This window comes from Paracoccus broussonetiae, from assembly GCF_031854425.1.
Lineage (GTDB): Bacteria > Pseudomonadota > Alphaproteobacteria > Rhodobacterales > Rhodobacteraceae > Paracoccus > Paracoccus broussonetiae.
Genome location: NZ_JAVRQI010000001.1, coordinates 170,392 through 196,316, shown reverse-complemented (window position 1 = coordinate 196,316; position 25,925 = coordinate 170,392). Strand labels below are relative to the sequence as shown.

19 protein-coding genes are annotated in these 25,925 nt (G+C 66.0%); 15 read left to right on the top strand and 4 right to left on the bottom strand.

What is annotated here, in order from left to right:
* Positions 1-181: 181 nt before the first annotated feature.
* From RM190_RS00975 to hspQ, 4 genes are all read left to right on the top strand, one after another.
* Positions 182-1,336, top strand: a complete 1,155-nt coding sequence (locus RM190_RS00975; RefSeq protein WP_311757516.1) for a phosphoserine transaminase — start codon at positions 182-184, stop codon at positions 1,334-1,336.
* 117 nt (positions 1,337-1,453) lie between these two features.
* On the top strand, positions 1,454-3,043 hold the full coding sequence (gene serA / locus RM190_RS00970; RefSeq protein ID WP_311757515.1) for a phosphoglycerate dehydrogenase: 1,590 nt from the start codon (positions 1,454-1,456) through the stop codon (positions 3,041-3,043).
* Positions 3,044-3,106: 63 nt separating this feature from the next.
* Positions 3,107-3,853 (top strand): metallophosphoesterase, encoded by a 747-nt coding sequence (locus RM190_RS00965; protein WP_311757514.1) that lies wholly within the window; start codon positions 3,107-3,109, stop codon positions 3,851-3,853.
* Between the two features lie 258 nt (positions 3,854-4,111).
* Positions 4,112-4,444 (top strand): heat shock protein HspQ, encoded by a 333-nt coding sequence (gene hspQ / locus RM190_RS00960; RefSeq protein WP_311757513.1) that lies wholly within the window; start codon positions 4,112-4,114, stop codon positions 4,442-4,444.
* Positions 4,445-4,457: 13 nt separating this feature from the next.
* On the opposite strand, the gene RM190_RS00955 is transcribed toward hspQ, so the two are convergent.
* The gene (locus RM190_RS00955) at positions 4,458-4,997 is read right to left on the bottom strand and encodes an ATP-binding protein (RefSeq protein ID WP_311757809.1); all 540 of its coding nucleotides are present in this window, start codon (positions 4,995-4,997) and stop codon (positions 4,458-4,460) included.
* A gap of 2 nt (positions 4,998-4,999) precedes the next feature.
* Positions 5,000-5,392 (bottom strand): STAS domain-containing protein, encoded by a 393-nt coding sequence (locus RM190_RS00950; RefSeq protein ID WP_311757512.1) that lies wholly within the window; start codon positions 5,390-5,392, stop codon positions 5,000-5,002.
* A gap of 256 nt (positions 5,393-5,648) precedes the next feature.
* Between RM190_RS00950 and RM190_RS00945 the strand changes: the two genes are divergently transcribed.
* The 4 genes from RM190_RS00945 to RM190_RS00930 all read left to right on the top strand — a co-directional run bounded on the left by RM190_RS00945 (position 5,649) and on the right by RM190_RS00930 (position 9,643).
* Positions 5,649-7,055, top strand: a complete 1,407-nt coding sequence (locus RM190_RS00945) for a circularly permuted type 2 ATP-grasp protein (protein WP_311757808.1) — start codon at positions 5,649-5,651, stop codon at positions 7,053-7,055.
* A gap of 13 nt (positions 7,056-7,068) precedes the next feature.
* Positions 7,069-8,028, top strand: coding sequence for an alpha-E domain-containing protein (locus RM190_RS00940; RefSeq protein WP_311757511.1), 960 nt, complete (start codon positions 7,069-7,071; stop codon positions 8,026-8,028).
* 10 nt (positions 8,029-8,038) lie between these two features.
* Positions 8,039-8,845 (top strand): transglutaminase family protein, encoded by an 807-nt coding sequence (locus RM190_RS00935; protein ID WP_311757510.1) that lies wholly within the window; start codon positions 8,039-8,041, stop codon positions 8,843-8,845.
* Positions 8,846-8,917: 72 nt separating this feature from the next.
* Positions 8,918-9,643 carry a peptidase gene (locus tag RM190_RS00930; RefSeq protein ID WP_311757807.1) on the top strand — a complete coding sequence of 242 codons (726 nt, stop codon included), beginning with the start codon at positions 8,918-8,920 and terminating at the stop codon, positions 9,641-9,643.
* Positions 9,644-9,649: 6 nt separating this feature from the next.
* Here the strand turns inward: RM190_RS00930 and mutS are convergent, their stop codons facing one another.
* On the bottom strand, positions 9,650-12,292 hold the full coding sequence (mutS, locus tag RM190_RS00925) for a DNA mismatch repair protein MutS (RefSeq protein ID WP_311757509.1): 2,643 nt from the start codon (positions 12,290-12,292) through the stop codon (positions 9,650-9,652).
* 146 nt (positions 12,293-12,438) lie between these two features.
* Between mutS and RM190_RS00920 the strand changes: the two genes are divergently transcribed.
* The 5 genes from RM190_RS00920 (at position 12,439) to RM190_RS00900 (ending at position 17,231) form a co-directional block, all read left to right on the top strand.
* Positions 12,439-13,278, top strand: a complete 840-nt coding sequence (locus tag RM190_RS00920) for a 2-keto-4-pentenoate hydratase (RefSeq protein WP_311757508.1) — start codon at positions 12,439-12,441, stop codon at positions 13,276-13,278.
* Between the two features lie 171 nt (positions 13,279-13,449).
* Positions 13,450-14,520: an ABC transporter substrate-binding protein gene (locus RM190_RS00915; protein ID WP_390907799.1), complete on the top strand. Its 1,071-nt coding sequence runs from the start codon at positions 13,450-13,452 to the stop codon at positions 14,518-14,520.
* Positions 14,521-14,569: 49 nt separating this feature from the next.
* The gene (locus tag RM190_RS00910; protein ID WP_311757506.1) at positions 14,570-15,415 is read left to right on the top strand and encodes an ABC transporter permease; all 846 of its coding nucleotides are present in this window, start codon (positions 14,570-14,572) and stop codon (positions 15,413-15,415) included.
* The gene (locus RM190_RS00905; RefSeq protein ID WP_311757505.1) at positions 15,412-16,194 is read left to right on the top strand and encodes an ABC transporter permease; all 783 of its coding nucleotides are present in this window, start codon (positions 15,412-15,414) and stop codon (positions 16,192-16,194) included. The genes RM190_RS00910 and RM190_RS00905 overlap by 4 nt, the downstream gene beginning before the upstream one ends.
* On the top strand, positions 16,191-17,231 hold the full coding sequence (locus tag RM190_RS00900; RefSeq protein ID WP_311757504.1) for an ABC transporter ATP-binding protein: 1,041 nt from the start codon (positions 16,191-16,193) through the stop codon (positions 17,229-17,231). The genes RM190_RS00905 and RM190_RS00900 overlap by 4 nt, the downstream gene beginning before the upstream one ends.
* 15 nt (positions 17,232-17,246) lie before the next feature.
* Here the strand turns inward: RM190_RS00900 and RM190_RS00895 are convergent, their stop codons facing one another.
* Complete coding sequence (locus tag RM190_RS00895; RefSeq protein ID WP_311757503.1) at positions 17,247-18,014, bottom strand: WecB/TagA/CpsF family glycosyltransferase; 768 nt, start codon at positions 18,012-18,014, stop codon at positions 17,247-17,249.
* Between the two features lie 124 nt (positions 18,015-18,138).
* On the opposite strand from RM190_RS00895, the gene RM190_RS00890 reads away from it, so the two are divergent.
* Both RM190_RS00890 and RM190_RS00885 read left to right on the top strand, forming a co-directional pair.
* Positions 18,139-19,542, top strand: coding sequence for a hypothetical protein (locus RM190_RS00890; RefSeq protein ID WP_311757502.1), 1,404 nt, complete (start codon positions 18,139-18,141; stop codon positions 19,540-19,542).
* Positions 19,543-19,640: 98 nt separating this feature from the next.
* Entirely contained in the window at positions 19,641-25,925 is a 6,285-nt protein-coding gene (locus RM190_RS00885) for a type I polyketide synthase (RefSeq protein WP_311757501.1), read from the top strand.

The window sequence follows — 25,925 nt, the reverse complement described above, 5'->3', positions numbered from 1 at the left end:
GCGCGCGCTGGGGTCGCGGGCAGCACTAGCCAAAGCCGCCCCGCGCTTCAATCGCCCCGAGCAAGGAAATTCCAGATGGGCACCCGCGAAATAATTCTTGCCTGAATCAGGGCCGGGATATATGGCCGTCCGTGGGACACGCCGCCCCAACGCGGCGCTAAATAGCTGGAAGGCTACACATATGAGCATCACTGCTCCGGCCGCGCGGCCGGCCAATCCGCGCTTCTCGTCGGGCCCTTGCGCCAAGATCCCCAATTTTTCGCTGGACATGCTCGCTGACGCGCCTCTTGGCCGCTCGCACCGTGCCGCGATCGGCAAGTCCAAGCTTGCCGAAGCCATCGACCTGACCCGCGAGGTCCTTGGCGTTCCTGCAGATTACCGCATCGGCATCGTTCCCGCCTCGGATACCGGGGCCGTCGAGATGGCGCTGTGGTCGCTTCTGGGCGCACGCGGCGTCGAGATGCTGGCCTGGGAAAGCTTTGGCGAAGGCTGGGTCACCGACGTGGTGAAGCAGCTGAAGCTGGACGCCACCGTCCGCAAGGCACCCTATGGACAGATCGTCGACTTCGCCGAGGTGGATTTCGACAAGGATGTCGTCTTTACCTGGAACGGCACCACCTCGGGCGTGCGCGTCCCGAATGGCGACAAGATCCCGGCGGACCGCGCTGGCCTAACCATCTGCGACGCGACCTCGGCCGCGTTCGCGATGGACCTGCCCTTCGACAAGCTGGATGTCGTGACCTTCAGCTGGCAGAAGGTTCTGGGGGGCGAAGGCGGGCACGGCGTCCTGATCCTGTCGCCCCGCGCCGTCGAGCGTCTGGAAAGCCATGTTCCGGCATGGCCCCTGCCCAAGATTTTCCGCATGACCAAGGGCGGCAAGCTGATCGAGGGCATCTTCAAGGGCGAGACGATCAATACGCCGTCGATGTTGTGTGTCGAGGATTACCTGGTCGCGCTGAAATGGGCGCAATCGCTGGGCGGTCGCAAGGCGCTGGAAGACCGCGCGAATGCAAATGCCGCCGCGATCCGCGATTTCATCGCTGACAAGGACTGGATCGCCGACCTGGCCGAGGTCCCGGCCACGGCCTCGACCACTTCGGTCTGCCTGAAGTTCACCGATCCGCGCATCCAGGACGGCGCCGCCTTTGCCAAGGCCGTCGCCAAGCGTCTGGAGAAAGAGGGCGTGGCGCTGGATGCGGGCGCATATCGCGACGCGCCGGCCGGGCTGCGCATCTGGTGCGGCTCGACCGTCGAGACCGCCGACGTGGCCGCGCTGATGCCCTGGATCGAATACGCCTTCGAGGCGGAGATCGCGGCGCAGGCGGTCGAGGCCTGATCCCAGGACGGGGGGCGCTGCCCCCCGCACCCCCCGGGGTATTTGTGAAACGATGAAAGGCATGGGCGGGGCCGAAGAGGCACCCGCACGGCCCCTGCATATCCAGAGGATATAGAGATGCCCAAGGTTCTTGTTTCAGACAAGCTTTCGGAAACCGCCGTCCAGATCTTCCGCGATCGCGGCGTCGACGTGGACTACCTGCCGGATGTCGGCAAGGACAAGGAAAAGCTGGCCGAGATCATCGGCCAGTATGACGGCCTTGCCATCCGTTCGGCCACCAAGGTGACGGCGAAGCTGCTTGAGCAGGCGACCAACCTGAAGGTCATCGGCCGCGCCGGGATCGGGGTCGACAATGTCGAGATTCCCGCCGCCTCGAAAAAAGGCGTGATCGTCATGAACACGCCCTTCGGCAACAGCGTCACCACCGCCGAGCACGCCATCGCACTGATGTTCGCCGTGGCGCGGCAATTGCCCGAGGCCAGCGCCTCGACCCATGCCGGGAAGTGGGAGAAGAACCGCTTCATGGGCGTCGAGGTCTTCAACAAGACGCTGGGCATCATCGGCGCGGGGAATATCGGCTCGATCGTGATCGACCGGGCGCTTGGCCTGCGCATGAAGGTGCTGGCCTATGACCCCTTCCTGTCGGAAGAGCGCGCGCTGGAACTGGGCGTGAAGAAGGTCGAGCTGGACGAACTGCTGGCCAAGGCCGACTTCATCACCCTGCACGTTCCGCTGACCGACAAGACCCGCAACATCCTGTCGCGCGAGAATCTGGCCAAGACCAAGAAGGGCGTGCGTATCGTCAATGCCGCGCGCGGCGGGTTGATCGACGAGGAGGCGCTGGCCGAACTGCTGAAATCGGGCCACGTCGCGGGCGCCGCGCTGGACGTCTTCGCGACCGAACCGGCGACCGACAGCCCGCTGTTCAACCTTCCCAATGTCGTCGTGACGCCGCATCTGGGCGCATCGACCAACGAGGCGCAGGAGAATGTCGCCCTGCAGGTCGCCGAGCAGATGGCGGATTACCTGCTGACCGGCGCGGTCCAGAACGCGCTGAACATGCCGTCGGTCACTGCCGAGGAAGCCGCGGTCATGGGGCCGTGGATCAAGCTGGCCGGGCATCTGGGTGCCTTTATCGGTCAGATGACGGATGAGCCGATCAAGGCGATCAACGTGCTGTATGATGGCGTCGCCGCCGAGATGAACCTGAAGGCGCTGAACGCGGCGGTGATCTCGGGCGTGATGAAGGCCACGAACCCGGACGTGAACATGGTCTCGGCCCCGGTCATGGCCGCCGAGCGCGGCGTGCAGGTCGCGACGACGACGCAGGGCAAGGGCGGCATCTTCGACGGCTATATCAAGGTCACCGTCGTCACCGAGTCGCGCGAGCGTTCGATTGCGGGTACCGTCTTCAGCGATGGCAAGCCGCGCTTCATCCAGATCCGTGGGATCAATGTCGATGCCGAGATCGGCCAGCACATGCTGTATACCCGCAACAAGGACGTTCCGGGCGTGATCGGTGCGCTGGGGATGACGCTGGGCGATCTGGGCGTCAACATCGCGAACTTTACCCTGGGCCGGACCAAGGCCGGTGATGACGCGATCGCGATCCTGTATCTTGACGAAGAGCTGAAGCCCGAGGCGATCGAGGCGCTGCGCGCTACCGGCAAGTTCCTGCAGGTCCGTCCGATCAATTTCGAGATCTGATCGGACTTGCACCCGACCGCCCCCGGGATAGTTTCCGGGGGCGTCATCATTTTCGGAGGCCCCATGCGCAGCTATGTCATCGGCGACATCCACGGCCAGCTTGGTCTGCTGAAGGCCGCGCATGACCGGATCGCACATGATGATGCGGTGCATGGCGGCGGAGGGCAGGTCATCCATGTCGGTGACCTGATCGACCGGGGACCGGATTCGCGTGGCGTCGTCGACTATCTGATGCGGGGCCAGCAGGACGGGCAGCCCTGGAGGATCCTCAAGGGCAATCACGACCGTTTCCTGCCGCGTTTCGTTGCCGATCCGGAATGGATCGATCCGGGGCTGGCTTCGGGGCGGCACTGGCTGGATCACGACAACCTCGGCGCGGCGGCGACGCTGGCCTCGTATGGGATCGCGCGGGACGGGCGCAGCCATGCCGAGATCCTGGCCGATGTCCTGCGCGAGGTTCCGGCAGAGCATCTGCGCTGGCTGGACGCCCTGCCGTTGTGGCAAGTGTTGCCAGGCGCGCTGATCGTCCATGCCGGGATCCGGCCCGGCGTACCGCTGGAGCAGCAGAGCGAGCATGACCTTGTCTGGATCCGCAAGGGGTTCCTGGACGACACCACCGATCACGGCACCCTTGTCGTGCATGGCCATACCGTCGTCGAGCAGGTCACACATTACGGGAACCGCCTGGCGATCGACACCGGCGCAGCCTATGGCGGCCCGCTGAGCGTGGTTGTGCTTGATGGCGGACAGCCTGAGCTGCTGATCGACTCGGGTCGCGTGCCGGTCCATCGCGAAACCCTGTTGGCCTGATCGCGGCCAGAGCCGCGCCGGACGCGGGGAACCAGGTTTGTGACAGTTTGGCCGCGGAGGGTTTCCACGATCGGGGCAGGTCTCTGCCGGGGCGTTGCGCGCCAAATCATTGAAACTGCTTGCGGGCCGGAAAAAGTGCAAAGCGTTTGCCATTCCCGCGCAAAGCGGGGCGGCCTTCTCTTCCACGGGCGCGGGGCGGGCTTAGGTGGACACAGGCGGTCCATCGCGCTATGAGCGCGGCGAAACGGGAATATGACGATGCGGATTCCGGCCAAGACGGCGAAATACAGCTTGGGGCAGATCGTGCGCCACCGGGAACATCCGTTCCGCGGTGTGGTGTTCGATGTCGACCCCGAATTCGCCAATACCGAGGAATGGTATGAATCCATCCCCGAGGATTCCCGCCCGTCGCGCAACCAGCCCTTCTATCATCTGTATGCAGAAACCGAGGCGACCTATTACGTCGCCTATGTCTCGGAACAGAACCTGATGCCTGACGTGTCGGGCGAACCGCTGGAGCATCCCGAGGTCGACGAGATGTTCGGCGAGTTCGAGGATGGCCGCTATCCCCTGCAATTCGGCCTGAACTGAGGCCGGTACCGCGTCACTGCACGGGCCGATCGGCTGCGGGTTCCGCATCCGGCGTCAGGGCGTCCGGCAAGGGCACGATGAAGGCTAGGAAGTTGCGCTCGCCCTCGCGGGAATAGCGCAGCGAGGCCGTCAGCTCGTGAACCAGAAACCAGCCGAAACCGCCCTCGGGCAAGGTGCTGCCGATACCGGCGGGCAGGCAGCGCGGTCCAAGACAGTCCGGGGGCAGCGGCACGCCGTCGTCGCTGACCGCGCAGGCGATGCCGCCGCCGTGGCCCACGATGCAAAGCTGCACCAGCGGAGAGCGCGGGCGCGCGCCGGGCGATCCGATCTCTTGCGGCGCGCCATGCTGACAGATGTTGTTCAGGATCTCGGCCAAGGCCAGTTCCAGACGGCCGATGACCTCGTCCCCGACGCTGCCATCGAACCTTTCACGCAGGAGAAGCAACGCCTTTCGCACCGTCGCCGGATCCGCGCGGAAGCTGCGATGCAAAACGGGGGCGTGTCCGGCGGGGCCATGGCGGGTCGGAAAAAGACAGGGCCGCGGGCAGGACATCATCATGCGGGATCGGTGCCGCAGGACGGAACCGCGGAGGAGACGGCGGTCGCGGCGGGAATGATCGTCATCACCTTGTCCATCCGGGTCAGGCGGAATACGCGTTCGACATTCGGCGACAGTCCCGACAGCACCAGACTGCGCCCCGACGGCATCGCCTTGAAGATGGCGATGACCGCCCCAAGACCGGAGCTGTCCATGAACTCGACCGGCGTCAGGTCCAGCGTGACCTGTGTGCCGCCATGTGTGGCAAGCGTGCGCACCTTGTCCTTGAACGCCGTCGCAATCGCGGCATCCAGGCGCTTTTCATCGACACGGATCGTCAACCCGTCATCCCGCGGCATCAGGCTTAGCTGCATCTTGGTCCCCTTGGCGCTTTCGTCCTGCAAGGTCATAGGGGGAAATCCTTAGCGCAGGCTTAGCGGCGGGGTCTCAGCGGGACGCGCGCCCCGGCTTTCCGCGCGGCATTTTTCATAAATGCCACCGATCCGACGCGATCCGGGGTTGCGGAGGAATTGCCGCTTTTTTGGTCATCCATGCTGTCCAGCGCGCCAGCCGGGAACTCGACAGGGGCAATTCCTGTTGCCCAGATGGACACCGACCGCCCGATTGCGAAGATCGTGGGCAGTGGTGAGGGAAGCCGGGGTGGGCATGTATTACAACGAGATGATGGAAAGCGGGCAGGTGCGCGCCCCCTATGCCATGCTGTCGGACTGGGTCGACTCGATGCCCGCCGAGATCCGCCAGATGAAGCAGGCCGAGGCCGAGGCCCTGTTCCGCCGGATCGGCATCACCTTCGCCGTCTATGGCGAGGGCGGCGATCCCGACCGGCTGATCCCGTTCGACATGATGCCGCGCGTCTTCATGCAAAGCGAATGGCGCCGGTTGGAACGCGGGATCAAGCAGCGGGCGCGGGCGCTGAACGCCTTTCTGCGCGACGTCTATTCCCGTGCCGAAATCGTGCGCGCGGGCCGGATTCCGGCACAACTGGTGTTCCAGAACGCGGCCTATGAGAAATCCGTGGTCGGCTTCGTGCCGCCGCGCGGCGTCTTTTCCCATATCGTGGGCATCGACATCGTGCGCACCGGGCGCGACGAATTCTTCGTGCTCGAGGACAATTGCCGCACGCCTTCGGGAGTCAGCTACATGCTGGAAAACCGTGAGATCATGATGCGCATGTTCCCGGCGCTGTTCCGCAACAACCGGATCGAACCGGTGGACCGCTATCCCGAACTGCTGCGCCGCACGCTTGCCTCGGTCGCGCCGGCGAAATGCGAAGGGACGCCGACGGTCGTGATCCTGACACCGGGCCATTTCAACAGCGCCTATTACGAGCACAGCTTCCTTGCGAACCTGATGGGGGTCGAGCTGGTCGAAGGCAGCGACCTGTTCGTCGATGGCGGCTTTGTCTACATGCGCACGACGCAGGGGCCGAAACGGGTCGATGTCATCTATCGCCGCATCGACGATCCGTTTCTGGATCCGCTGTGCTTTCGCAAGGATTCGATGCTGGGTGTGCCGGGGCTGATGGATGTCTATCGCTCGGGCGGGGTGGCGATCGCATCGGCGCCGGGGGCGGGCGTCGCCGATGACAAGGCAGTCTATACCTTCGTCCCCGAAATGATCCGCTTCTATCTGGGCGAGGAGCCGCTTTTGCAGAACGTCCAGACCTGGACGCTGTGGAAGGATGACGATTACCGCTATGTCATGGAGAACCTCAAGGATCTTGTGGTCAAGGAGGTGCATGGTTCGGGCGGGTACGGGATGCTGATCGGCCCGAAGGCCACTGCCGCCGAGATCGAGGCCTTTGCCGCCCTGATCCGCGCCAATCCCGGCAATTACATCGCCCAGCCGACGCTGGCCTTGTCCACAAGCCCGACATTTGTCGATCAGGGCATCGCGCCCCGGCATGTCGATCTGAGGCCGTTCTGCCTGTGCGGGGACCGGGTCGAGCTGGTGCCGGGCGGGCTGACGCGCGTGGCATTGCGCGAAGGCTCGCTTGTCGTGAACTCGTCGCAGGGCGGCGGGGTCAAGGACACCTGGGTTCTGACGGAATAAGGAAAGGTCGCACATGCTCAGCCGCACCGCCGCCAACCTGTTCTGGATGGGCCGCCACCTGGAACGCGCCGAAACCGCCGCCCGCCTGCTGGACGTGGGGGCGCGCATCACCTTGTTGCCGAATACCGAGGAAGGCTATCGCAACGAATGGGAGTCGCTGCTGCGCGCCTCGGGCGCAAGGCTGACCTTTGCCGAACGCTATGGCAGCGCCATCAATCAGGAGAACGTCGAATCCTGGCTGTTCTTCGACAGCGAGAATCCCGCCTCGGTCGCCTCGTGCATCGAACGGGCGCGGGAAGGTGGCCGGATCGTGCGCACCGCGTTGACGAACCAGGTCTGGGACGCGCTGAACACCGCCTTTCAAGAGTTGCGCCAGTTGAAGGGGCGCCCGCGGGGCGAGCTGGATACCGCCATGCTGACCGATTTCACCACCCGTCACGGGGCGACGGTCAGGGGCGCGATCAATGCCAGCCAGTTGCGCAATGACGGCTGGCATTTCATCAATCTGGGCTATTCGCTGGAACGCGCCGACGCGACCTCTCGCCTGCTCGACGTGAAATATTACGTGTTGCTGCCGCGGGTCGAGTTCATCGGCTCGGGTTTGGACAATTACCAGTGGCAGGTGATCCTGCGCGCGCTGTCGGCCCATCGCGCCTTTCACTGGGCCTATGGCGGAGAGATCACGGCAAACAAGGTTGCGGATTTCCTGATCCTGAACGGCGAAAGCCCACGGTCGCTGCTGACCTCGCTTTACGAGGCGGTCTGGAACCTGGATGGCCTGACCCGCCGCTATGGCGAAGGTGTGCCGGCCACCGCCTCGGCCCGCGCGCGGGTGACGCTGGATGCGCTGATGTCCCGCGATATCGACGCCATCTTCGACGAAGGCCTGCACGAATTCCTGACATGGTTCATCGCCGAGATCGGCAGCATCTCGGATGCCGTCCATGACGATTACCTGAGCGGCCGCATGTAAGGGGGACCGCATGAAACTGAAGATCATCCACGAGACCAACTACAGCTATGACACGCCGGTCGAGGCTTTGGTCCAAAGCCTGCGCCTGACGCCTTCGGTCCACGAAGGGCAGCGCGTCGGCGAATGGCGCATCGGCGTGACCAACGGCCAGCGGGGCGCGGGCTTCCGCGACGGCGCGGGCGACTGGATCGAGGCCTGGACCGTGCGCGGCCCGATCGAATCGGTCACGGTTTCGATCGACGGGCTGGTCGAGACGCGGGACACGGCGGGCGTTCTGCGCGGCCATCGCGAGACGGTCAGCCCCCTTGTCTATCTGCGCGAAACGCCGGGGACGCGCCCCGACGAGGCGCTGCGCGGCCTTGCCGCCTCGGTCAGCGGTGAGGACAGGCTTGACCTGGCCCACCGACTTGCCGCCGCTGTCCATGGTGCAATGGCATTTACCCCTGGCGCGACCGTCGCCTCGACCACTGCCAGCGAGGCGCTGGGCCGTGGGCAGGGGGTCTGTCAGGATTTCTCGCATATCCTGATCGCCTGCGCGCGTGTGGCGGGGCTGCCCGCGCGATATGTTTCTGGCTATCTGCACTCGACCGTCGACGGGACGCCCCATGATGCCGCCCATGCCTGGGCCGAGCTTCATGTCGGTGCGCTGGGCTGGGTCGGCTTCGACGCGGCGAATGCCTGCTGCCCGGATGACCGCTATGTGCGGCTTGGTTCGGGCTATGACGCGCAGGACGCTGCGCCGGTGCGCGGCATGGCCTTCGGGATTGCCATCGAAAGCCTGGATGTTCGCGTCCATGTCGAGGAGGTTCAGCAATAGTCCGCGGGCCTGTTGCCTTGAAGACGGCGGGATCGTAACGCATCCTTCACGAAGGTGACGAGAGAGGGCGACATGACCTATTGCGTCGGTCTGATACTGGATGCGGGGCTGGTGCTGCTGTCGGATTCGCGCACCAATGCCGGGCTGGACAACATCTCGACCTATCGCAAGATGTTCTTCTTCGAGGAACCGGGCGAGCGGGTCATCGCCATCCTGACCGCGGGCAGCCTGTCCGTCACGCAGACGACGCTGGGCCGCCTGCAGGAGGCGATCGAGGATCCGGATGCGGATGAGACGACTTCGATCATGAAGGCCGCTTCGATGCTGCAGGTCGCGACGATCATCGGCGACACCTTGAACCGCACCCGCTGCGAGATCGCCGAACAGACCCGCGAACTGTCCCAGCAGGCCAGCGCCAGCATGATCGTCGCGGGCCAGCGTCGCGGGGGCGAGATGCGCCTTTTCCTGATCTATCCGCAGGGCAACTTCATCATGGCGACCGAGGACACGCCCTTCCTGCAGATTGGCGAGCATAAGTACGGCAAGCCCATCCTTGACCGCGTGGTGACGCCTGCGACCAGCCTGGCCGATGCGCAAAAGGCGGTGCTGCTGTCGATGGATTCCACCCTGCGCTCGAACCTGTCGGTCGGCATGCCGCTGGACCTTGCGGTGATCGAAAAGGACGCGCTGCGCGTCAGCCATCGCCGCCGCATCCTTGAAGGCGATCCGGGTTTCATGGCGATGTCCGCAGCATGGTCGGCGGCACTTCGCGAAAGCTTCGGCAAGGTCGAGATCTGAGGCCGCTCAGCCCGCCTGGTCCACCATCATCCCGCGCAGTTCATAGACCAGATCCAGCGCCTCGCGCGCGGTGATCGCGTCGGGGTTCACATCCTTGAGCCGCGCCTCGACCTCGGACGCCTGTGCCTTTGCGGGCCGGGGCGGAGGCGGTGGGGCGGCGCGAAACAGCGGCAGGTCGTCCAGCAGGGCGGCGGGCTTGCCCGCGCCTTCGCGTTCGCCGCTTTCCAGCTGGTGCAGGATTTCCTTGGCACGTTCCACGACCGAGGGTGGCAGCCCGGCCAGCCGTGCGACCTGCACACCATAGCTGCGATCGGCCGCGCCCTTGCGGACCTCGTGCAGGAAGATCACCTCGCCTTCCCATTCGCGAACCGCGACGGTGGCATTCTCGACCCCCGGCAGGCGGGCGGAAAGCGAGGTCATCTCGTGGTAATGCGTTGCGAAAAGCGCGCGGCAGCGGTTGCTGGCATGCAGATGCTCCATCACCGCCCAAGCGATGCTGAGACCGTCCCAGGTCGCGGTACCGCGCCCGATCTCGTCCAGGATGACCAGCGCATGATCGTCCGCCTGGTTCAGGATCGCCGCCGTCTCGACCATCTCGACCATGAAGGTCGATCGCCCGCGCGCCAGGTCGTCGGCCGCGCCGACGCGGCTGAAAAGCTGGCTGACCATGCCGATATGGGCCTTGCGGGCAGGCACAAAGGCTCCTGCCTGCGCAAGGATCGCGATCAGCGCATTCTGTCGCAGGAAGGTCGATTTGCCGGCCATGTTGGGGCCGGTCAGCAGCCAGATCGCCGGAGTTTCGCCCGCGGTCAGGGCGCAGTCATTGGCGACGAAGGCTTCGCCCTTGCGCTTCAGGGCGCGTTCGACGACCGGATGGCGGCCGCCCTCGATCAGAAAGGCCCGGCTGGCATCGACATGGGGCCGCACCCAGCCTTCACCGCTGGCAAGATCGGCAAAGCCCCCGGTCAGGTCGATTTCCGCCAGGGCGCGTGCGGCCTGTCCGATCCGGCCCGCCGCCTCCAGCACGGCGCGACACAGCCGGGCAAAGATCTCGCGCTCGATCTCCAGCGCGCGGTCGCGGGCGTTCAGGATCCGGGTTTCCAGTTCGGACAGTTCGACCGTGGTGAAGCGGATCTGGTTGGCGGTGGTCTGGCGGTGGATGAAGCGCGCGTTCAGCGGTGGGGCCAGCATCCGCTCGGAATGGGTCGAGGTCGTCTCGATGAAATAGCCCAGCACGTTGTTGTGCTTGATCTTCAGGCTGGTGACGCCGGTTTCGGCAATATAGTCCGCCTGCATCCGCGCGATGACGCCGCGCCCTTCGTCGCGCAGCCGGCGCGTCTCGTCCAGATCGGCGTCGTAACCGGCGGCGACGAAGCCCCCGTCGCGTGCCAGCAGCGGCGGTTCGGCAATCAGGGCATCGTCCAGCAGATCGACGATCTCGTCATGGCCGGTCAGGTCGCGCGCGGCCTCGGCCAGAACGGCGGGCGCATCCTCGGCCAGCATGGTGGCGATGGCGGCGCCCTGCGTCAGCCCGCTGCGGATTGCGGCAAGATCGCGCGGTCCGCCGCGGTCCAGCGCCAGTCGCGACAGGGCGCGGTCCATGTCCGGGCTGCGCGACAGGGCCTCGCGCAGGTCGGCAGTCAGGCGGGGATCGCTGCCCAGATGGGCGACGGCGGACTGGCGGGCATGGATCAGATCCAGCTCGCGCGACGGCGCGCTGATGCGACGTTCCAGAAGGCGCGCGCCGCCCGCGGTCATCGTCCGGTCGATCGCTGCCAGAAGCGAGCCTTCGCGCCCGCCCGACAGGGCCTGCGTCAGTTCCAGATTGCGGCGGGTCGCCGCGTCGATCTGCATCGCCCCGCCCGACGCTTCGCGCACGGGCGGGCGCAGCAGCGGCATCCGGCCCTTCTGGGTCAGCTCAAGATAGTCGACGATTGCGCCCATCGCGGCCAGTTCGGCGCGGCCGAAATTGCCAAAGCCCTCAAGCGTTTCCACGTGGAACAGCGCGCAAAGCCTGCGGGTCGCGGCACCGCTGTCGAAGCTGCCGGGCGGCAGCTCGGTCAGGGCGGAACCTGCTTCGGCTGCGATCTCGTCCAGACCCGAGCGTTCGACCGCCAGCAATTCGCGCGGGGCATGGCGGGCCAGTTCGGGCGCAAGGCGGGGGGCGGGGCAGGGCATGACCCGGAATTCGCCGGTCGAGATATCGACCCACGCCAGCGCGCAATCGTCCCGGACATTGGCGAAGCTTGCCAGGAAATTGTGCCGCCGCGCCTCCAGCAGGGATTCCTCGGTCAGGGTGCCGGGGGTGACAAGGCGCACGACGTCGCGGGCGACGACCGACTTCGCGCCGCGTTTCCTGGCCTCGGCGGGATCCTCCATCTGCTCGGCGATGGCGACGCGGAAACCCTTGCGGATCAGGGTCAGAAGATAGCTTTCGGCGGCATGGACCGGCACGCCGCACATCGGGATCGGCTCGCCCAGATGCGTTCCACGCTTGGTCAGCGCGATATCCAGCGCGGCCGAGGCGGCAAGCGCGTCCTGAAAGAACATCTCGTAGAAATCGCCCATGCGATAGAATAGCAGCGACCCCGGATTGGCCTCGCGGATCGCGAGATACTGGGCCATCATCGGGGTCGGTTGGTCGGTCATCTGCTGCCCTGTCCTGCTGGGGTAAGTCCTTCTATGGGATGGCGGGCGGGATGCAAACCTTGTCGCCTGAAAAGATGCGAATTCTGCGGTGACACAGCGATTTCCTTGGTGCATCGTGGCGGCAAAACCGGTGGTTCGAGGGCCGCATGAAAGCAGTGATCTGGGCCGCGGCACTTGGCTGCGGCCTGTCGGCGGCAGAAGCCGCATGTCCGGACGCGTCGCTGATGCAGAATGCTGCACGCGGCTGGATTGCCGGTCAGCGCCTGCCGGACCCGCTGGTCATGAACATGGACGACGCGCGCTGCGCCTATGCCTCGTTCCGCGCCGTACTGGAATCCGAACTTGGCCCGCCTGTCGGGGTGAAAGTGGGCTTCACCTCGCCCGAGGTGCAGCGGCGCTTTGCCATCGACCAGCCGGTCGCCGGACTGTTCTTTGCGCCGATGCTGCAAGCCGACGGGTCGACCCTCAGCCTGACGGGTAGTCGCAACCCGTATTACGAGGCCGACCTGGTCGTCGTGGTCAAGGACAGCGCGATCATGCGGGCCCAGACGCGCGAGGAAGTCGCGGCCTCACTGTCCGAGGTGCGCCCTTTCATCGAATTTCCCGACATCGCCCTGGCGCGGAATTCGGTTCCGACCGGGCCGCTGATGGCGGCCTATGGCGTGACGCCCTGGCGCGGCGTGATGGGCAAGGGCATCCCGCTTGCCGAATTTGCCGACCCGGCTGCCGCGCTGGCGGGCATGACCGTCGCGCTGAAGCTGAACGGCACCACATTGGCCGTGTCACGCGGCGATCACCTGATGGGACATCCGCTGGATGTGGTGCTGTGGCTGATCCGCGAGGGCGGGTATGAGATGAAGCCCGGCTCGATCATTTCGCTGGGATCCTTTGCCAGTTTCAGCCCTCTCGCTCCGGGGCAAAGGGTCGAGGTCGAATACAACCTGCTCGGGCGCGGGATGAAGGTCTCGGCCACGATTGTTCCTTGAGCGCCTGGATTTTTAGGCAAGCAGATCGAAATAGCTTTGCGTTGCAGTGGCTTGTGTCGCATCACTGTCATTGGGCGTCGCTAGGTGGCACGGGGTGCCGCCGATTGCGGCTCGTTTGCGAACGGAGTTTGCGACATGAACTGTAAATCGACCGCGACCGGGCTTGTCGCGATGATCGCATTGACCTCGACCGGGGTTGCCTCGGCCCAGGATCTGGCGGCACTGGAACAGGCGGCAAAGGCCGAAGGCATGCTGACCACCATTGCGCTGCCGCATGACTGGTGCGGCTATGGCGCCGTGATCGAGGGGTTCAAGGCGAAATACCCCGGCATCCAGGTGAACGAACTGAACCCCGACGCGGGTTCGGCCGACGAACTTGAGGCGATCCGCGCCAACAAGGACAACAAGGGCCCGCAGGCGCCCGACGTGATCGATGTGGGCCTTTCCTTCGGTCCGCAGGCCAAGACCGAAGGGCTGATTCAGCCCTACAAGGTCGCCACCTGGGACAGCATCCCGGACGATGCGAAGGATGCCGAGGGTTATTGGTACGGAGACTATTACGGCGTCATGGCCTTTGGCGTGAACTCCGACCTGGTCGACACCGTCCCGACAAGCTGGAAAGACCTGACCAAGCCCGAATACGCCAATGCCTTCGCGCTGGCCGGCGATCCGCGCGCCTCGGCGCAGGCGATCATCTCGGTCATGGCGGCGGGCATCGCCAATGGCGGCGAACCCGGCGAGGCGTCGGGCCAGAAGGGCATGGAGCTGATGGCCCAGGTCAACAAGGCCGGGAACTTCGTCCCGGTCATCGGCAAGTCGGCGACCATCGCGCAGGGCGCAACCCCGATCGTCACGGCTTGGGATTACAACCTGCTCAGCTGGCGCGACGGCCTGAACGGCAACCCCCCGGTCGAAGTCGTGATCCCCGAGGATGGGGTGGTCGCGGGCGTCTATGTGCAGGCGATCTCGGCCTTTGCGCCGCATCCGAACGCGGCGAAGCTGTGGATGGAATACCTGTATTCGGATGAGGGTCAGCTTGGCTGGCTCAAGGGTTATTGCCACCCGATCCGCTTCAACGACCTGGTGAAGAACGGCAAGGTTCCGCAGGAAATGCTGGACGCGCTGCCCCCGGCGGCGGCTTATGAAAAGGCGATTTTCCCCTCGCTGGAACAGCAAGAGGCCAACAAGAAGGTCGTGACCGAGGGCTGGGACAGCGTCGTGGGCGCCGCAGTCAAGGAATGATGCGAATGGCCCCGCCCGTTCAGGGCGGGGCCTGCCGGAAGGGACGGGGATGAGAACAGGCTGGAACTGGCTGGGCGTCGTGCCCTTCTTCGCTTTCGCGGCGCTGTTTCTGGTGCTGCCGACGATGAATATCGTCATCGGCGCATTCCAGAACCCGCAGGGCGAATTCACGCTGGCCAATCTGGCAGGCCTGTCCTCGCCCCGGATCGTCGACAGCTTCACGATCTCGATCCAGATCTCGCTGGCTTCGGCGGCGCTGGGTTGCCTGATCGGATTTGCGATGGCGGCTGCGGTGGTGATGGGCGGGCTGCCGGGCTGGATCAAGGCGCCGCTGATGACCTTTTCGGGCGTCGCCTCGAACTTTGCGGGCGTGCCGCTGGCCTTTGCCTTCATCTCGACGCTGGGCCGGGTAGGTCTGGTCACCATGCTGCTGCGGCAATGGTTCGGCATCAACATCTACGCGATGGGCTTCAACCTGCTGTCGTTCTGGGGCCTGACGCTGACCTATCTGTTCTTCCAGATTCCTCTGATGATCCTGATCATCACCCCCGCGCTTGAGGGGTTGAAGCGCGAATGGCGCGAGGCGGCCGAGGTGCTGGGCGCCTCGACCGGGCAATATTGGCGCATGGTGGCGCTGCCGATCCTGTTCCCGTCGCTTCTGGGCACCTTCGCGCTGCTGTTTGCCAACAGCTTCGGGGCGGTGGCCACGGCCTATGCGCTGACAGGATCGTCGCTATCGATCGTGCCGATCATGCTGTTCGCGCAGATCAGGGGCGACGTGCTGCAGGATCCGCATCTGGGTTATGCGATGGCTTTTGGCATGATCGTCGTCACGGGGCTTGCGAACCTGGCCTATGTCATCATGCGCAGCCGCGCCGAAAGGTGGATGCGATGAAGCGGGTCTGGTCCTGGGGCGCGATCATCCTTGGCAGCATCTATTTCCTGCTGCCGCTGATCGGCACTCTGGAATTCTCGCTGCGGATGCGGCGGGGGGAATACACGCTGGACGCCTATCGCTCGGTTCTGGCGGATCCGAAGTTCCGGGAAACCTTCGGCTATTCGGTCGGCATGGCGCTGGCAACGATCGTGCTGGGCGTACTTCTGGTGGTGCCCACGGCCTATTGGGTGCGGCTGCGCCTGCCGCGACTGCGCCCGGTGATCGAGTTCGTGACCCTGCTGCCACTGGTGATCCCAGCCATCGTGGTCGTCTTCGGCTATGTCCGGCTTTACAACACCTCATCGATCCTGCCGCTGACCGGCTCGGCCCAGGGCACCAACCTGCTGCTGCTGTGCGGCTATGCCACGCTGGCGCTGCCCTATATGTACCGCGCGGTCGATACCGGGCTTTCGACCCTGGACGTGCGCAGCCTGACCGAGGCGGCGCAGTCCCTGGGCGCGGGCTGGGCGCGGATCATCGGCAGTCTGATCCTGCCCAACGTGCTGGGCGCGGTGATGTCGGGGGCTTTCCTGTCATTTGCCATCGTCATCGGTGAATTCACGATGGCGGCGCTGCTGAACCGCCCGGCCTTTGGGCCCTATATGCAGCTTCTGGGCGCGAACCGCGCCTATGAACCCGCCGCGCTGGCCGTCATCGCCTTTGCCGCCACCTGGGGCTGCATGGGTCTCATGCAACTGATCTCCCGCCTGGCGGGCGTGCGAAAGACCGCGAAATGAGCTTTCTGACCCTCGACCACCTGCAGAAATCCTTTGGCGCGACCAGGGTCGTGCAGGATTTCAACCTGTCTGTCGAGAAGGGAGAGTTCGTGTCCTTCCTTGGCCCCTCGGGCTGCGGCAAGACCACGGTCCTGCGCATGGTCGCGGGCTTCGAGGACCCGACCGAGGGGCGGATCAGGATCGACGGGCAGGACGTGACCCGGCTGCGCCCCAACCAGCGCCAGATTGGCATGGTGTTTCAGGCCTATGCGCTGTTCCCGAACCTGACGGTCGCCGACAATGTGGGTTTCGGCCTGAAGGTCGCGGGCGTGCCGCGATCCGAACGCGCCAGCCGCGTGGCCGAGATGCTGGACCTGATCGGGCTGCCCGATCTGGGTGGGCGTTATCCCTGGCAGCTTTCAGGCGGGCAGCAGCAACGCGTGGCGCTGGCCCGCGCGCTCGCCCCGCGCCCGCGTGTCCTTTTGCTGGACGAACCGCTTTCGGCGCTGGACGCAAAGATCCGCGTCAGCCTGCGCAACCAGATCCGCGAGATCCAGCAGCGGCTGGGCATCACCACCATTTTCGTGACCCATGACCAGGAAGAGGCGCTGTCGATCTCGGACCGGATCGTGGTCATGCACAAGGGCATCGCCGACCAGACCGGCACCCCGCGCGAGATCTATGACCACCCGGCCACCGATTTTGTCGCGGGCTTTGTCGGCACGCTGAACCGCTTTGATGCCGAGGTTCTGGATCCCACCACCGGCCGTCTGCGCGTCGCAGGGACCGAGGTTGCGCTGAACCGGCCGCTGCCCGCCGCGGGCATCACCCTTGCCGCCCGCCCCGAGGGGTTGGCGCTGGGCGATGCCGGCATCGCGGCGGTGGTGACGGGGGTCGAATTCCTGGGCTCGGTCCAGCGGCTCCGGGCGCGGGTGGGTCAGCGCGATATCGTTCTGGACCGCTTCAACGCGCCCGCGACCGCGCTGCCGCAGGCGGGCGATACGGTCCATATCTCGCCTCAGGGATCGAACTGGTTGGTTCTCAGCCCCGGCGCGTAACGGGGCGGGGCGCGCTCAGCCCTGGGGGCGCGCGCTGCGCTGCCTGATCGCGGCAAGCGCATGGCCGGGCAGAATCGCGAAGCCCTTGGCATAGCGCAGCGCCAGGCGCCGCGGGTTCGACAGCATCCGCCACAGCCATTCCATCTTGGCCTGGCGTACCAGCGCGGGGGCGCGACGCTGCTGCCCCGACAGGAAATCCAGCCCCGCCCCGATCGAGGCGAAGCCCACATTTCCCAGCGCATCGCGGGCGCGGATCGCGAAAAGCTCTTGCCGGGGCGCGCCAAGCGCAAGGAAGCACAGCCGCGCGCCCGATGCGCGCAGGCTGTCGATGATGCCCAGGGCTTCGGCCCCGTCGGGGTCGAAGGGAAAACCCGGCGCATGGGTCAGCGCCACCCGCAGCCCCGGAACGCGGGCCTGCATCGCGCGGGCTGCCAGCGCCAGCGACTCGTCGTTGCTGCCCACCAGAGCGATCGGCAGGTCCAGCGCCGCCGCCTCGGCCGCAAGGGGCAGCACCAGATCCGAGCCGGGGGCCAGCCTGACCGGATGGCCGGCCAGCCGCGACAGCCAGACGATGGGGTTGCCATCGGCGCAGACAAGGTCATGGGCGGCATAGGCGGTGCGGAAGTGCCCATCCTCGGACAGGCGCTGAAGATGGTCGACATTGATCGTTGCCAGCGCGAATCCATAACCCTCGGCCAGGCGTTCGCGCACCTTGGCCAGCAGCGTCGGTGAATCTGGACAATTGATCCGAACGGCATTGCCGTCGGGGTAGCTGAACTGCATGATAAGACCCATCCGGCCCCGGTCCTGGGCAGGATGGGTCGGGGTCGGAGCGAATGCAACGACATTCGGATCCCCGACGGACGGGTCCAACCGGCAGGGGGAGAGGTTGCCGCCAGTCGCCTTGATGATGCTGCTGCTTTGGCCGGTGGTGGCCGGAGTATTGTTTTCGCGGATGGACCGGCAAAGGGCCGTGGTCTGGACGCTGCTTGCAGGGTATCTGCTGCTGCCGACCGGAGTCGCGATCGACTTGCCGGCTGTGCCGGGCATCACCAAGCACATGATCCCGGCGATGTGCGCCGCGCTGTTCCTGTTCCTGCAGCGTGACAAGTTCAAGGACGCGCCGATGCCGCCCCATTGGGGCAAGTTCGTCACCTTTCTGCTGATCCTGAACTTCACCAGCCCGATGCTGACCACCGTGACCAATTCCGACCCTCTGCCCGGCGGGGTCCAGTATCGTCCCGCGCTGTCGATCAGCCAGGGCATTTCGGAAACCATGCTGGTCTATATCCAGCTTCTGCCGTTCTTTTTGGGCTATCGCGTGCTTTGGGACCGGCAGGGGGCCGAGATCCTGGTCCGCGCGCTGGTGCTGGGCATCCTGGCCTATAGCGTCCTGATGCTGTTCGAGGTGCGGTTCAGCCCGCAGTTGAACATTATGCTTTACGGCTATTTCCAGCACGATTTCGGGCAGACGATCCGCTATGGCGGGTTCCGCCCCATCGTCTTTCTGGAACATCCGCTTTGGGTGGCCGTGCTGACCATGTGCGCCTTTGTCTCGGCGATCGTGGTGGCGCGGAACGACCGGACGCGTCGGAACCTGCTGATTGCCTGCTATCTGGCCTTCATCCTGCTGATCTGCCGGTCGGCGGGGGCACTGCTGCAGGCGATGATGGCCGCGCCGCTGGTCGCGCTGGGACGGCCGCGCACGATGGTCGTCGCCGCAGCGGTCGTGGCCAGCCTTGCCTTTGCCTATCCGGTGCTGCGCACCTCGTCCCTGGTGCCGCTGAACGGCATCGTCGACGCCGCCATGTCGCTTTCGCCCGAGCGAGGGCGTTCGCTGGAGTTCCGCCTGTCCAACGAAGAGAAGCTGGTCGAACGCGCGTTGGAACGCCCGCTGTTCGGCTGGGGGGGCTGGGGACGTTCCCTGTTCCTTGATCCGTTCAACGGCAGGTTGACGGCAATTCCCGATGGGCTTTGGGTGATCTGGATGGGGGCCAAAGGGGTCTATGGCTATCTTGCGCAGTTCCTGATGCTGATCCTGCCGATCTGGACCATGCTGCGCGCCGTGCCCCGGCGGATCGGGGCGGGAGCGCAGGCGGAATACCGGCTTCTGGGCTGTCTTGCGCTGATCCTGGCCATGAATTGCCTTGATCTGATCCCCAATGCGACGTTGACGCCGGTGACATGGCTGATGGCCGGCACACTGATGGGGAATGCCCGGCGCCTGCTGGCCGGTGTCCACGAACCGGCCGATGGACCGGTCGCAAGTCAGATTCTACCGAAAAAGGCAGGCCTCCAAACGGTTTTATAGGTTGGTGGCGGGGTCAGGATTCGCTATTCCGAATACGCGCATCAGTTGTTTAGTGTCGGTCGCAGGAAATCTGCGGACCGTAGTTTTTTGAAGGATGCATGGCCTTGGATCAAAGCCAGGTGTTGGATAACGATGTTGCCATCGTCGGGATGGCCGCGCAGTTGCCAGGGGCGGCCAATGTCGCCGAATACTGGGACAACCTTTGTCGGGGCGTGGAATCGATCCAGCGCGTGTCCCAGGCCGACCTGATCTCGCGCGGAGAGGCGAGGAGCAGGCTTTCCGATCCGAACTATGTTCCTGCTGCCGCCATCCTGGACCAGTTCGACGAATTCGATGCCGAGTTCTTCGGGCTTTCGCCCAAGGAAGCGGCGATCATGGACCCCCAGCACCGCAAGTTCCTTGAGACCTGCTGGCACGCGCTTGAAGACGCGGCCCATGTCCCCGAGGAATTCCGCCGCCCGATCGGCGTCTGGGCGGGCTGCGGCATGGGCAGCTATTTCTACTGGAACGTCTGCTCGAACCGCGATCTGGTCGATGGGGTCGGGCATTTCCTGCTGCGCCATACCGGCAATGACAAGGACTTCCTGTCGACCCGCGCAAGCCATGTCCTTGACCTGACCGGGCCCAGCGTCAACGTGCAGACGGCCTGCTCGACCTCGCTGGTCGCGATCCACATGGCCTGCCAGTCCCTGCAAAGCGGGGAATGCGACATGGCGCTGGCGGGCGGCGTCACGATCGAGATGCCGCATGGCCTGGGCTATCTCTACAAGGAGAACGAGATCCTGTCGCCGGACGGGCATTGCCACGCCTTTGACCACCGCGCCCAGGGCACCGTCTTTGGCAGCGGTGCGGCGGTCGTGGTGCTGCGCCGGCTGAAGGACGCGATTGCCGATGGCGATCATGTCTGGGCGGTCATCAAGGGATCGGCGATCAACAACGACGGCGCGGCCAAGGCGGGCTATCTGGCCCCCAGCGTCGAAGGGCAGGCCCAGGCCATTGCCGAGGCGCTGGTCATGTCGGGCGTCGCCTCGGACGGGATCGGCTATGTCGAGTGCCACGGCACCGGCACGGCGCTTGGCGACCCGATCGAGGTTGCGGCTCTGAATCAGGCCTATGCACGGGTCTCGGACGGGACGCGCCAGGGGCCTTGCCACATCGGCTCGGTCAAGACGAATATCGGGCATCTCGATACGGCGGCGGGCAGCGCGGGGCTGATCAAGACCGCGTTGGCCCTGCATCACGGCCGGATTCCCGCCAGCCTTGGATATGAAAGCGCGAACCCCGCCATCGATTTTGCCGGTGGGCCGTTCCGGGTCAATGACCGCCTGGGCGACTGGCCCTTGCCGGGTCTGCGCCGCGCTGGCGTCAACTCGCTGGGCGTGGGCGGGACCAACGCCCATGTGGTGCTGCAGGAACCACCCGCCCTGTCCGCGGCGGCGGAATCCGACTGGCCCTTCCACATCATCGCCGTTTCCGGGCGCAGCAAGGCGGCGCTGGATGCGAACGCGGCGGCGCTGGCGCAATGGCTGCGCGCCAATCCGGGCGTGGACATGGCCGACCTGTCCTTTACCCTGACGCAGGGCCGCCGCCAGTTCGACCGTCGCCGGGTACTGGTCGCCCATGATGCGGCCGAGGCGGCCGGCCTGCTGGAGGGGCTGGACCCCCGTCTGGTCTTTGACCACCAGCCCGTGGCCGCGGGGGCATCGGCGGTCTTCATGCTGCCGGGCGGCGGTGCGCAATATGCGGGCATGGCGCGAGGCCTTTACGAAACCGAACCGGTCTTCCGCGAATGGATGGACCGGGGGCTGGACCACATGGCCAGCGCGCATGGAACCGACCTGCGCGCGCTGTGGCTGCCCGAGCCCGGGGCCGAGGCCGAGGCGGACCGCCGCTTGCTTCAGCCCTCGCTGCAATTGCCGCTGCTGATGATCACCGAATATGCGCTGGCGCAGCTTTGGATCGGCTGGGGCGTCCATCCCTCGGCCCTGATCGGCCATTCCATGGGCGAGAATACCGCCGCCTGCATCGCGGGCGTGATGTCGTTCGAGGATTGCATCGGGCTTGTCCGCCTGCGCGGCCTGCTGTTCGACCGTGTCCCGGCGGGTGGAATGCTGAGCGTGCCGCTGCCGCCCGAGGAACTCGCCGAGGAACTGGGCCAACTGGACCTTGCCGCGGTGAACGGGCCGGGGCTGTCCGTCGTGTCGGGACCGGATGCGGCGCTTGACGCCTTTGCCGCCCGCGTGAGCGCACGAGAGATCGAATGCCAGCGCATCGCCATCTCGATTGCCGCGCATTCGCGGATGCTTGACGGCATCCTGGATGAATTCCGCGCCTATCTGGCCTCGATCCGGCTAAGCGCCCCGCAGATCCCGATCATTTCGAACCGCAGCGGTCAGCCCCTGACGGATGCCGAGGCGACCAGCCCCGATTACTGGGTCGCGCACTTGCGCGGGACTGTCCGCTTTGCCGACGGGATCTCGCATCTGGCGCAGGACCCCGACCGGATCTTCCTTGAGGTCGGGCCGGGGCGCGCGATGCAGGCCATGACCAAGGCCCATCCTGCCGTCAATGCGAACCAGGTGATCTCGGCCCTGCGCCACCGCGACCACCAGACGGGCGACGACACGTTCTTCATGGCGGCGCTGGCGCGGGTCTGGGCCTGTGGCGGCGCGATCGACTGGGACCAGATCTGGGGAGACGCGCAGCGCAGGCGGCTTTCGCTGCCGGGCTATGCCTTCCAGCGCAAACGCTATTTCATCGAGCGTTCGGCCCATGCCGCGACCGAGGCCGAGGCTGAACTGGCGCGTCTGGACGAGCCTGCGGAATGGGGCTGGCGCCCCGCATGGAAGCTGGCCTCGCCCGCGCTGGAGATCGGCCCCGACGGTCCGGTGGTCAGTGGCACCCGCAACTGGCTGCTTCTGTCGGACGAACTGGGGATCGGTGATCGGCTGGCCGCGCTGCTGCGGGGCAGGGGCCAGCGCGTCGCGACGGTCCAGATCGCGGATACCTTTGCCGACAAGGGTGATGCTCGCTTCACCCTGCCGCTGGAATCGGACCGCGAAGATTACGAGATGCTGCTGTCGGCGCTGGCGGCGCAGGACATGCGGCCCGACCGCATCCTGCACCTGTGGTCGCTGACGCAAGGCGCACAGTTCCGCGCCGGTTCGAACCTGCTGAACAGCCGGCTTGAACGTGGTTACTTCAGCCTGCTTCATCTGGCGCAGGCGATCGGCGCGGAAATGCCCGATGCGCGGCTGGACCTGATCGCGATCTGCAACGACGCCCTGCGCGTGGCGGCCGAGGCTGCGCCCGCACCCGAAAAGGCGACCGCCGCCGGTCCGGTCCGCGTGCTGCCGCATGAAATGCCGGGGGTGTCGGCACGGCTGGTCGATATCCGCCTGCCCGAGCGTCCCAACCCCGACGCAGTCGCCGCCACGCTGCTGGAGGAGGCCCTGGCCCCGGCCGGTGCGCCCATCGCCGCATGGCGCGATGGCAGACGTTTCGTCCAGTCGCTGGAGCCGGTGCCGCTGCCTGATGACGGTTTGCAGGGTATCCCCTCGGGTTCGGTCTGCCTGATCACCGGCGGCTTCGGCGGGATCGGCCAGGCCATCGCGCGCGAACTTGCGGGCCGTGGCGGGGCAAGGCTGGCGCTGACGACCCGCGGCAGCCTTGAGGCGGGGCCGGTCATCGCCGCGATCCGCAAGCTTGAGGCGATGGGGGCCGAGGTGATCGCGCTTCGCGCCGATGTCACCAGCCCCGAGGACATGGCCCGCGCCATTGCGGGCACCCGCGATCGTTTCGGTGCGCTGGACGTGGTCCTTCATGCGGCGGGCGTTGTCCGTGACAGCCTGATCGCGGCGAAGACCGACGATGAAAGCTGGGATGTGCTGGCGCCGAAACTGCTGGGCACGCGCGCGCTGGTCGAGGCATTGGCTGCCGATCCGGTTCGGCTGACGGTGCTGTTCGCATCGACATCTTCCGTCATCGCCCCGGCGGGTCAGGCCGATTATGTCGCGGCGAACGAATATCTGAACGCGGTCGCGCGCGCCGCCCCTGCGGGGTTGGGTCGCGTGGTTGCCGTGAACTGGGGCGTCTGGGCCGATACCGGCATGGCCGCCCGCGCGCTCGGGATCGAGGATGCGGTCGCCGCCGGACCCCCGGTCGACCGGCCGCTTGTCGATCAGACCATGCCCATGCCCGGCGGGCGCGAGTTCCGCACGGCCCTGTCGATGGACCACTGGATCATTGGCGGCCACAAGACCGCCGCGGGCCAGGCCCTGATGCCCGGCACCGGCTGGATCGAACTGATCGCCGAAGCCGCGCTGGAATCCGGCATGAGCCTGCCGCTGGAAATCCGCGATCTGGAGTTCCAGCGCCCGGTGCTGGTCGCCGATACCGCGTTGGTGACGACGCGACTGGACCCGCGCGGCGATGCCTTCGGGGTCGAGATCCTTGACGATCCGCAGGGCAGCGCGAATGTCCGCGCCCAGGTCGCCCCGCTGGACGACCCAGCAGAGCCGGCGCGGCTGGTGGTCTCGGGCCCCTGGGACGTGGACGGGCAGGGGCAGGCGCTGCCTTCGGCACAAGAGGGGCAGATGGATTTCGGCCCGCGCTGGAAGGTGCTGCGCCGCTATCGCATCGCCGCGGACGAAGGCGTGGCCGAGCTGTCGCTTTCCCCCGAATTCGCGGCCGAGGCCGGGCAGGGCTGGTTGGTCCATCCCGCGCTTCTGGACATCGCGACCGGTTGGGCGATGGCGCTGATCCGGGGCTGGTCGCCCGATCACCTGTGGGTGCCGATGGGTTATGGCGCGATCCGCATACATCGCCCGCTTCCGGCTCAGGTCGTCAGCCGCATCCGCAACGCCGCCGAAAACAGCGATGCGCTGGGAATGGCGCAGTTCGACATCACCCTGGCCGCGCCCGACGGCACGGTCGCGGTCGAGATCCGGGGCTTTGCCCTGCGCAAGCTGACCGCCGCGCTTTCGGCGACGCCACGCACGCGCGTCCAGCCCACGCGCAGCATGTCCCCGGCCGAGCGTCGCTTGCACCACAATATCAGCCAGGGCATTCCCGGCGCGATCGGCCCGGCGATGCTGTCCCGCGCGATCTCGACGGGACTGGCACAGGTCTATGTCTCGTCGCTGGATCTTCCGGCGCTGATCGCCGAGGCGGGGGTGACGCAGGATGCAGCCCCTTCCGAAGGCGGCTTCGAGCGGCCGGATCTGGACAGCGATTTCGTGGAACCGACGCCGGGCGTGCAGGCCGAGCTTGCCGCGATCTGGTCCGAGCTTCTGGGCATCGCGCAGGTCGGGGCGGCGGACAGCTTCTTCGATCTGGGCGGGCATTCCCTGATCGCGGTCCGCATGTTCGGTCAGGTTCGCAAGGGCTTCGGGGTGGACCTGCCGATTTCGACCTTGTTCGAGGCGCCGACCATTGCCGAACTGGCCGCGCTGATCGAGCAACGCACCGGCCCGCGCGAGATCGCGGCCGCCGACAATGTCCGTGCGCTGCCCACGGCCGAGCGGCCGTCCCGCCGCTTTCTGGTCGACATGGGCGGACGCGGCGAAGGCACGCCCTTCTTCATGGTCGCGGGCATGTTCGGCAACGTCATGAACCTGCGGCAGCTTGCGCAGCGGCTGGGTGCGGACCGGCGCTTCTATGGCCTGCAGGCTCGCGGGCTTTTGGGCGAGGATGAACCCCATCCCGGCTTTGCCGAGGCCGCCCGCGACTACATCGCCGAGATTCGTGAAGTGCAGCCACAAGGACCCTATCTGCTTGGCGGATTCTCGGGCGGCGGGCTGACGGCCTATGAAATGGCCCGCCAATTGCGCGCCGAGGGCGAGGAGGTCGCGATGCTCGTGATGCTCGACACGCCCTTGCCCCTGCGCGAGCCGCTGTCGCGCAAGGACCGGCTGATGATCCGCCTGGGCGAGATGCGCGAAGGCGGTGCGGGCTTTGTGCGCCAATGGATCGGCGACCGCATCCGCTATGAGATCGGCAAGCGGCGCCGATCGCAGGCGCTGGATGCCGGGGCGGTGGCCGATCAGGGCAGCTTCCACGATCTTGCGATCGAGGCGGCCTTCCTGTCCTGGCTGCCGGGGATGACGGTCACGTCCTATGACGGGCCTGTTGCCATGTTCCGCCCGCCGCTGGATCCGCGCTGGAAAGTCTCGGCCGGACGGTTCGTGACTGCTGCCCGGACCTATATGCTGGACGACAACGGCTGGAGCCCCTGGATGCCGCGTCTGCGCGTCGTCGAGGTGCCGGGCGATCACGACTCGATGGTGCTTGAGCCCAATGTGCGCCGCATGGCCAGCGTCCTGCGCGACATCCTGCTTGAAGCCGATGCGGACGCACCGGCGCGGGCGCGGGCGGCGGAATAG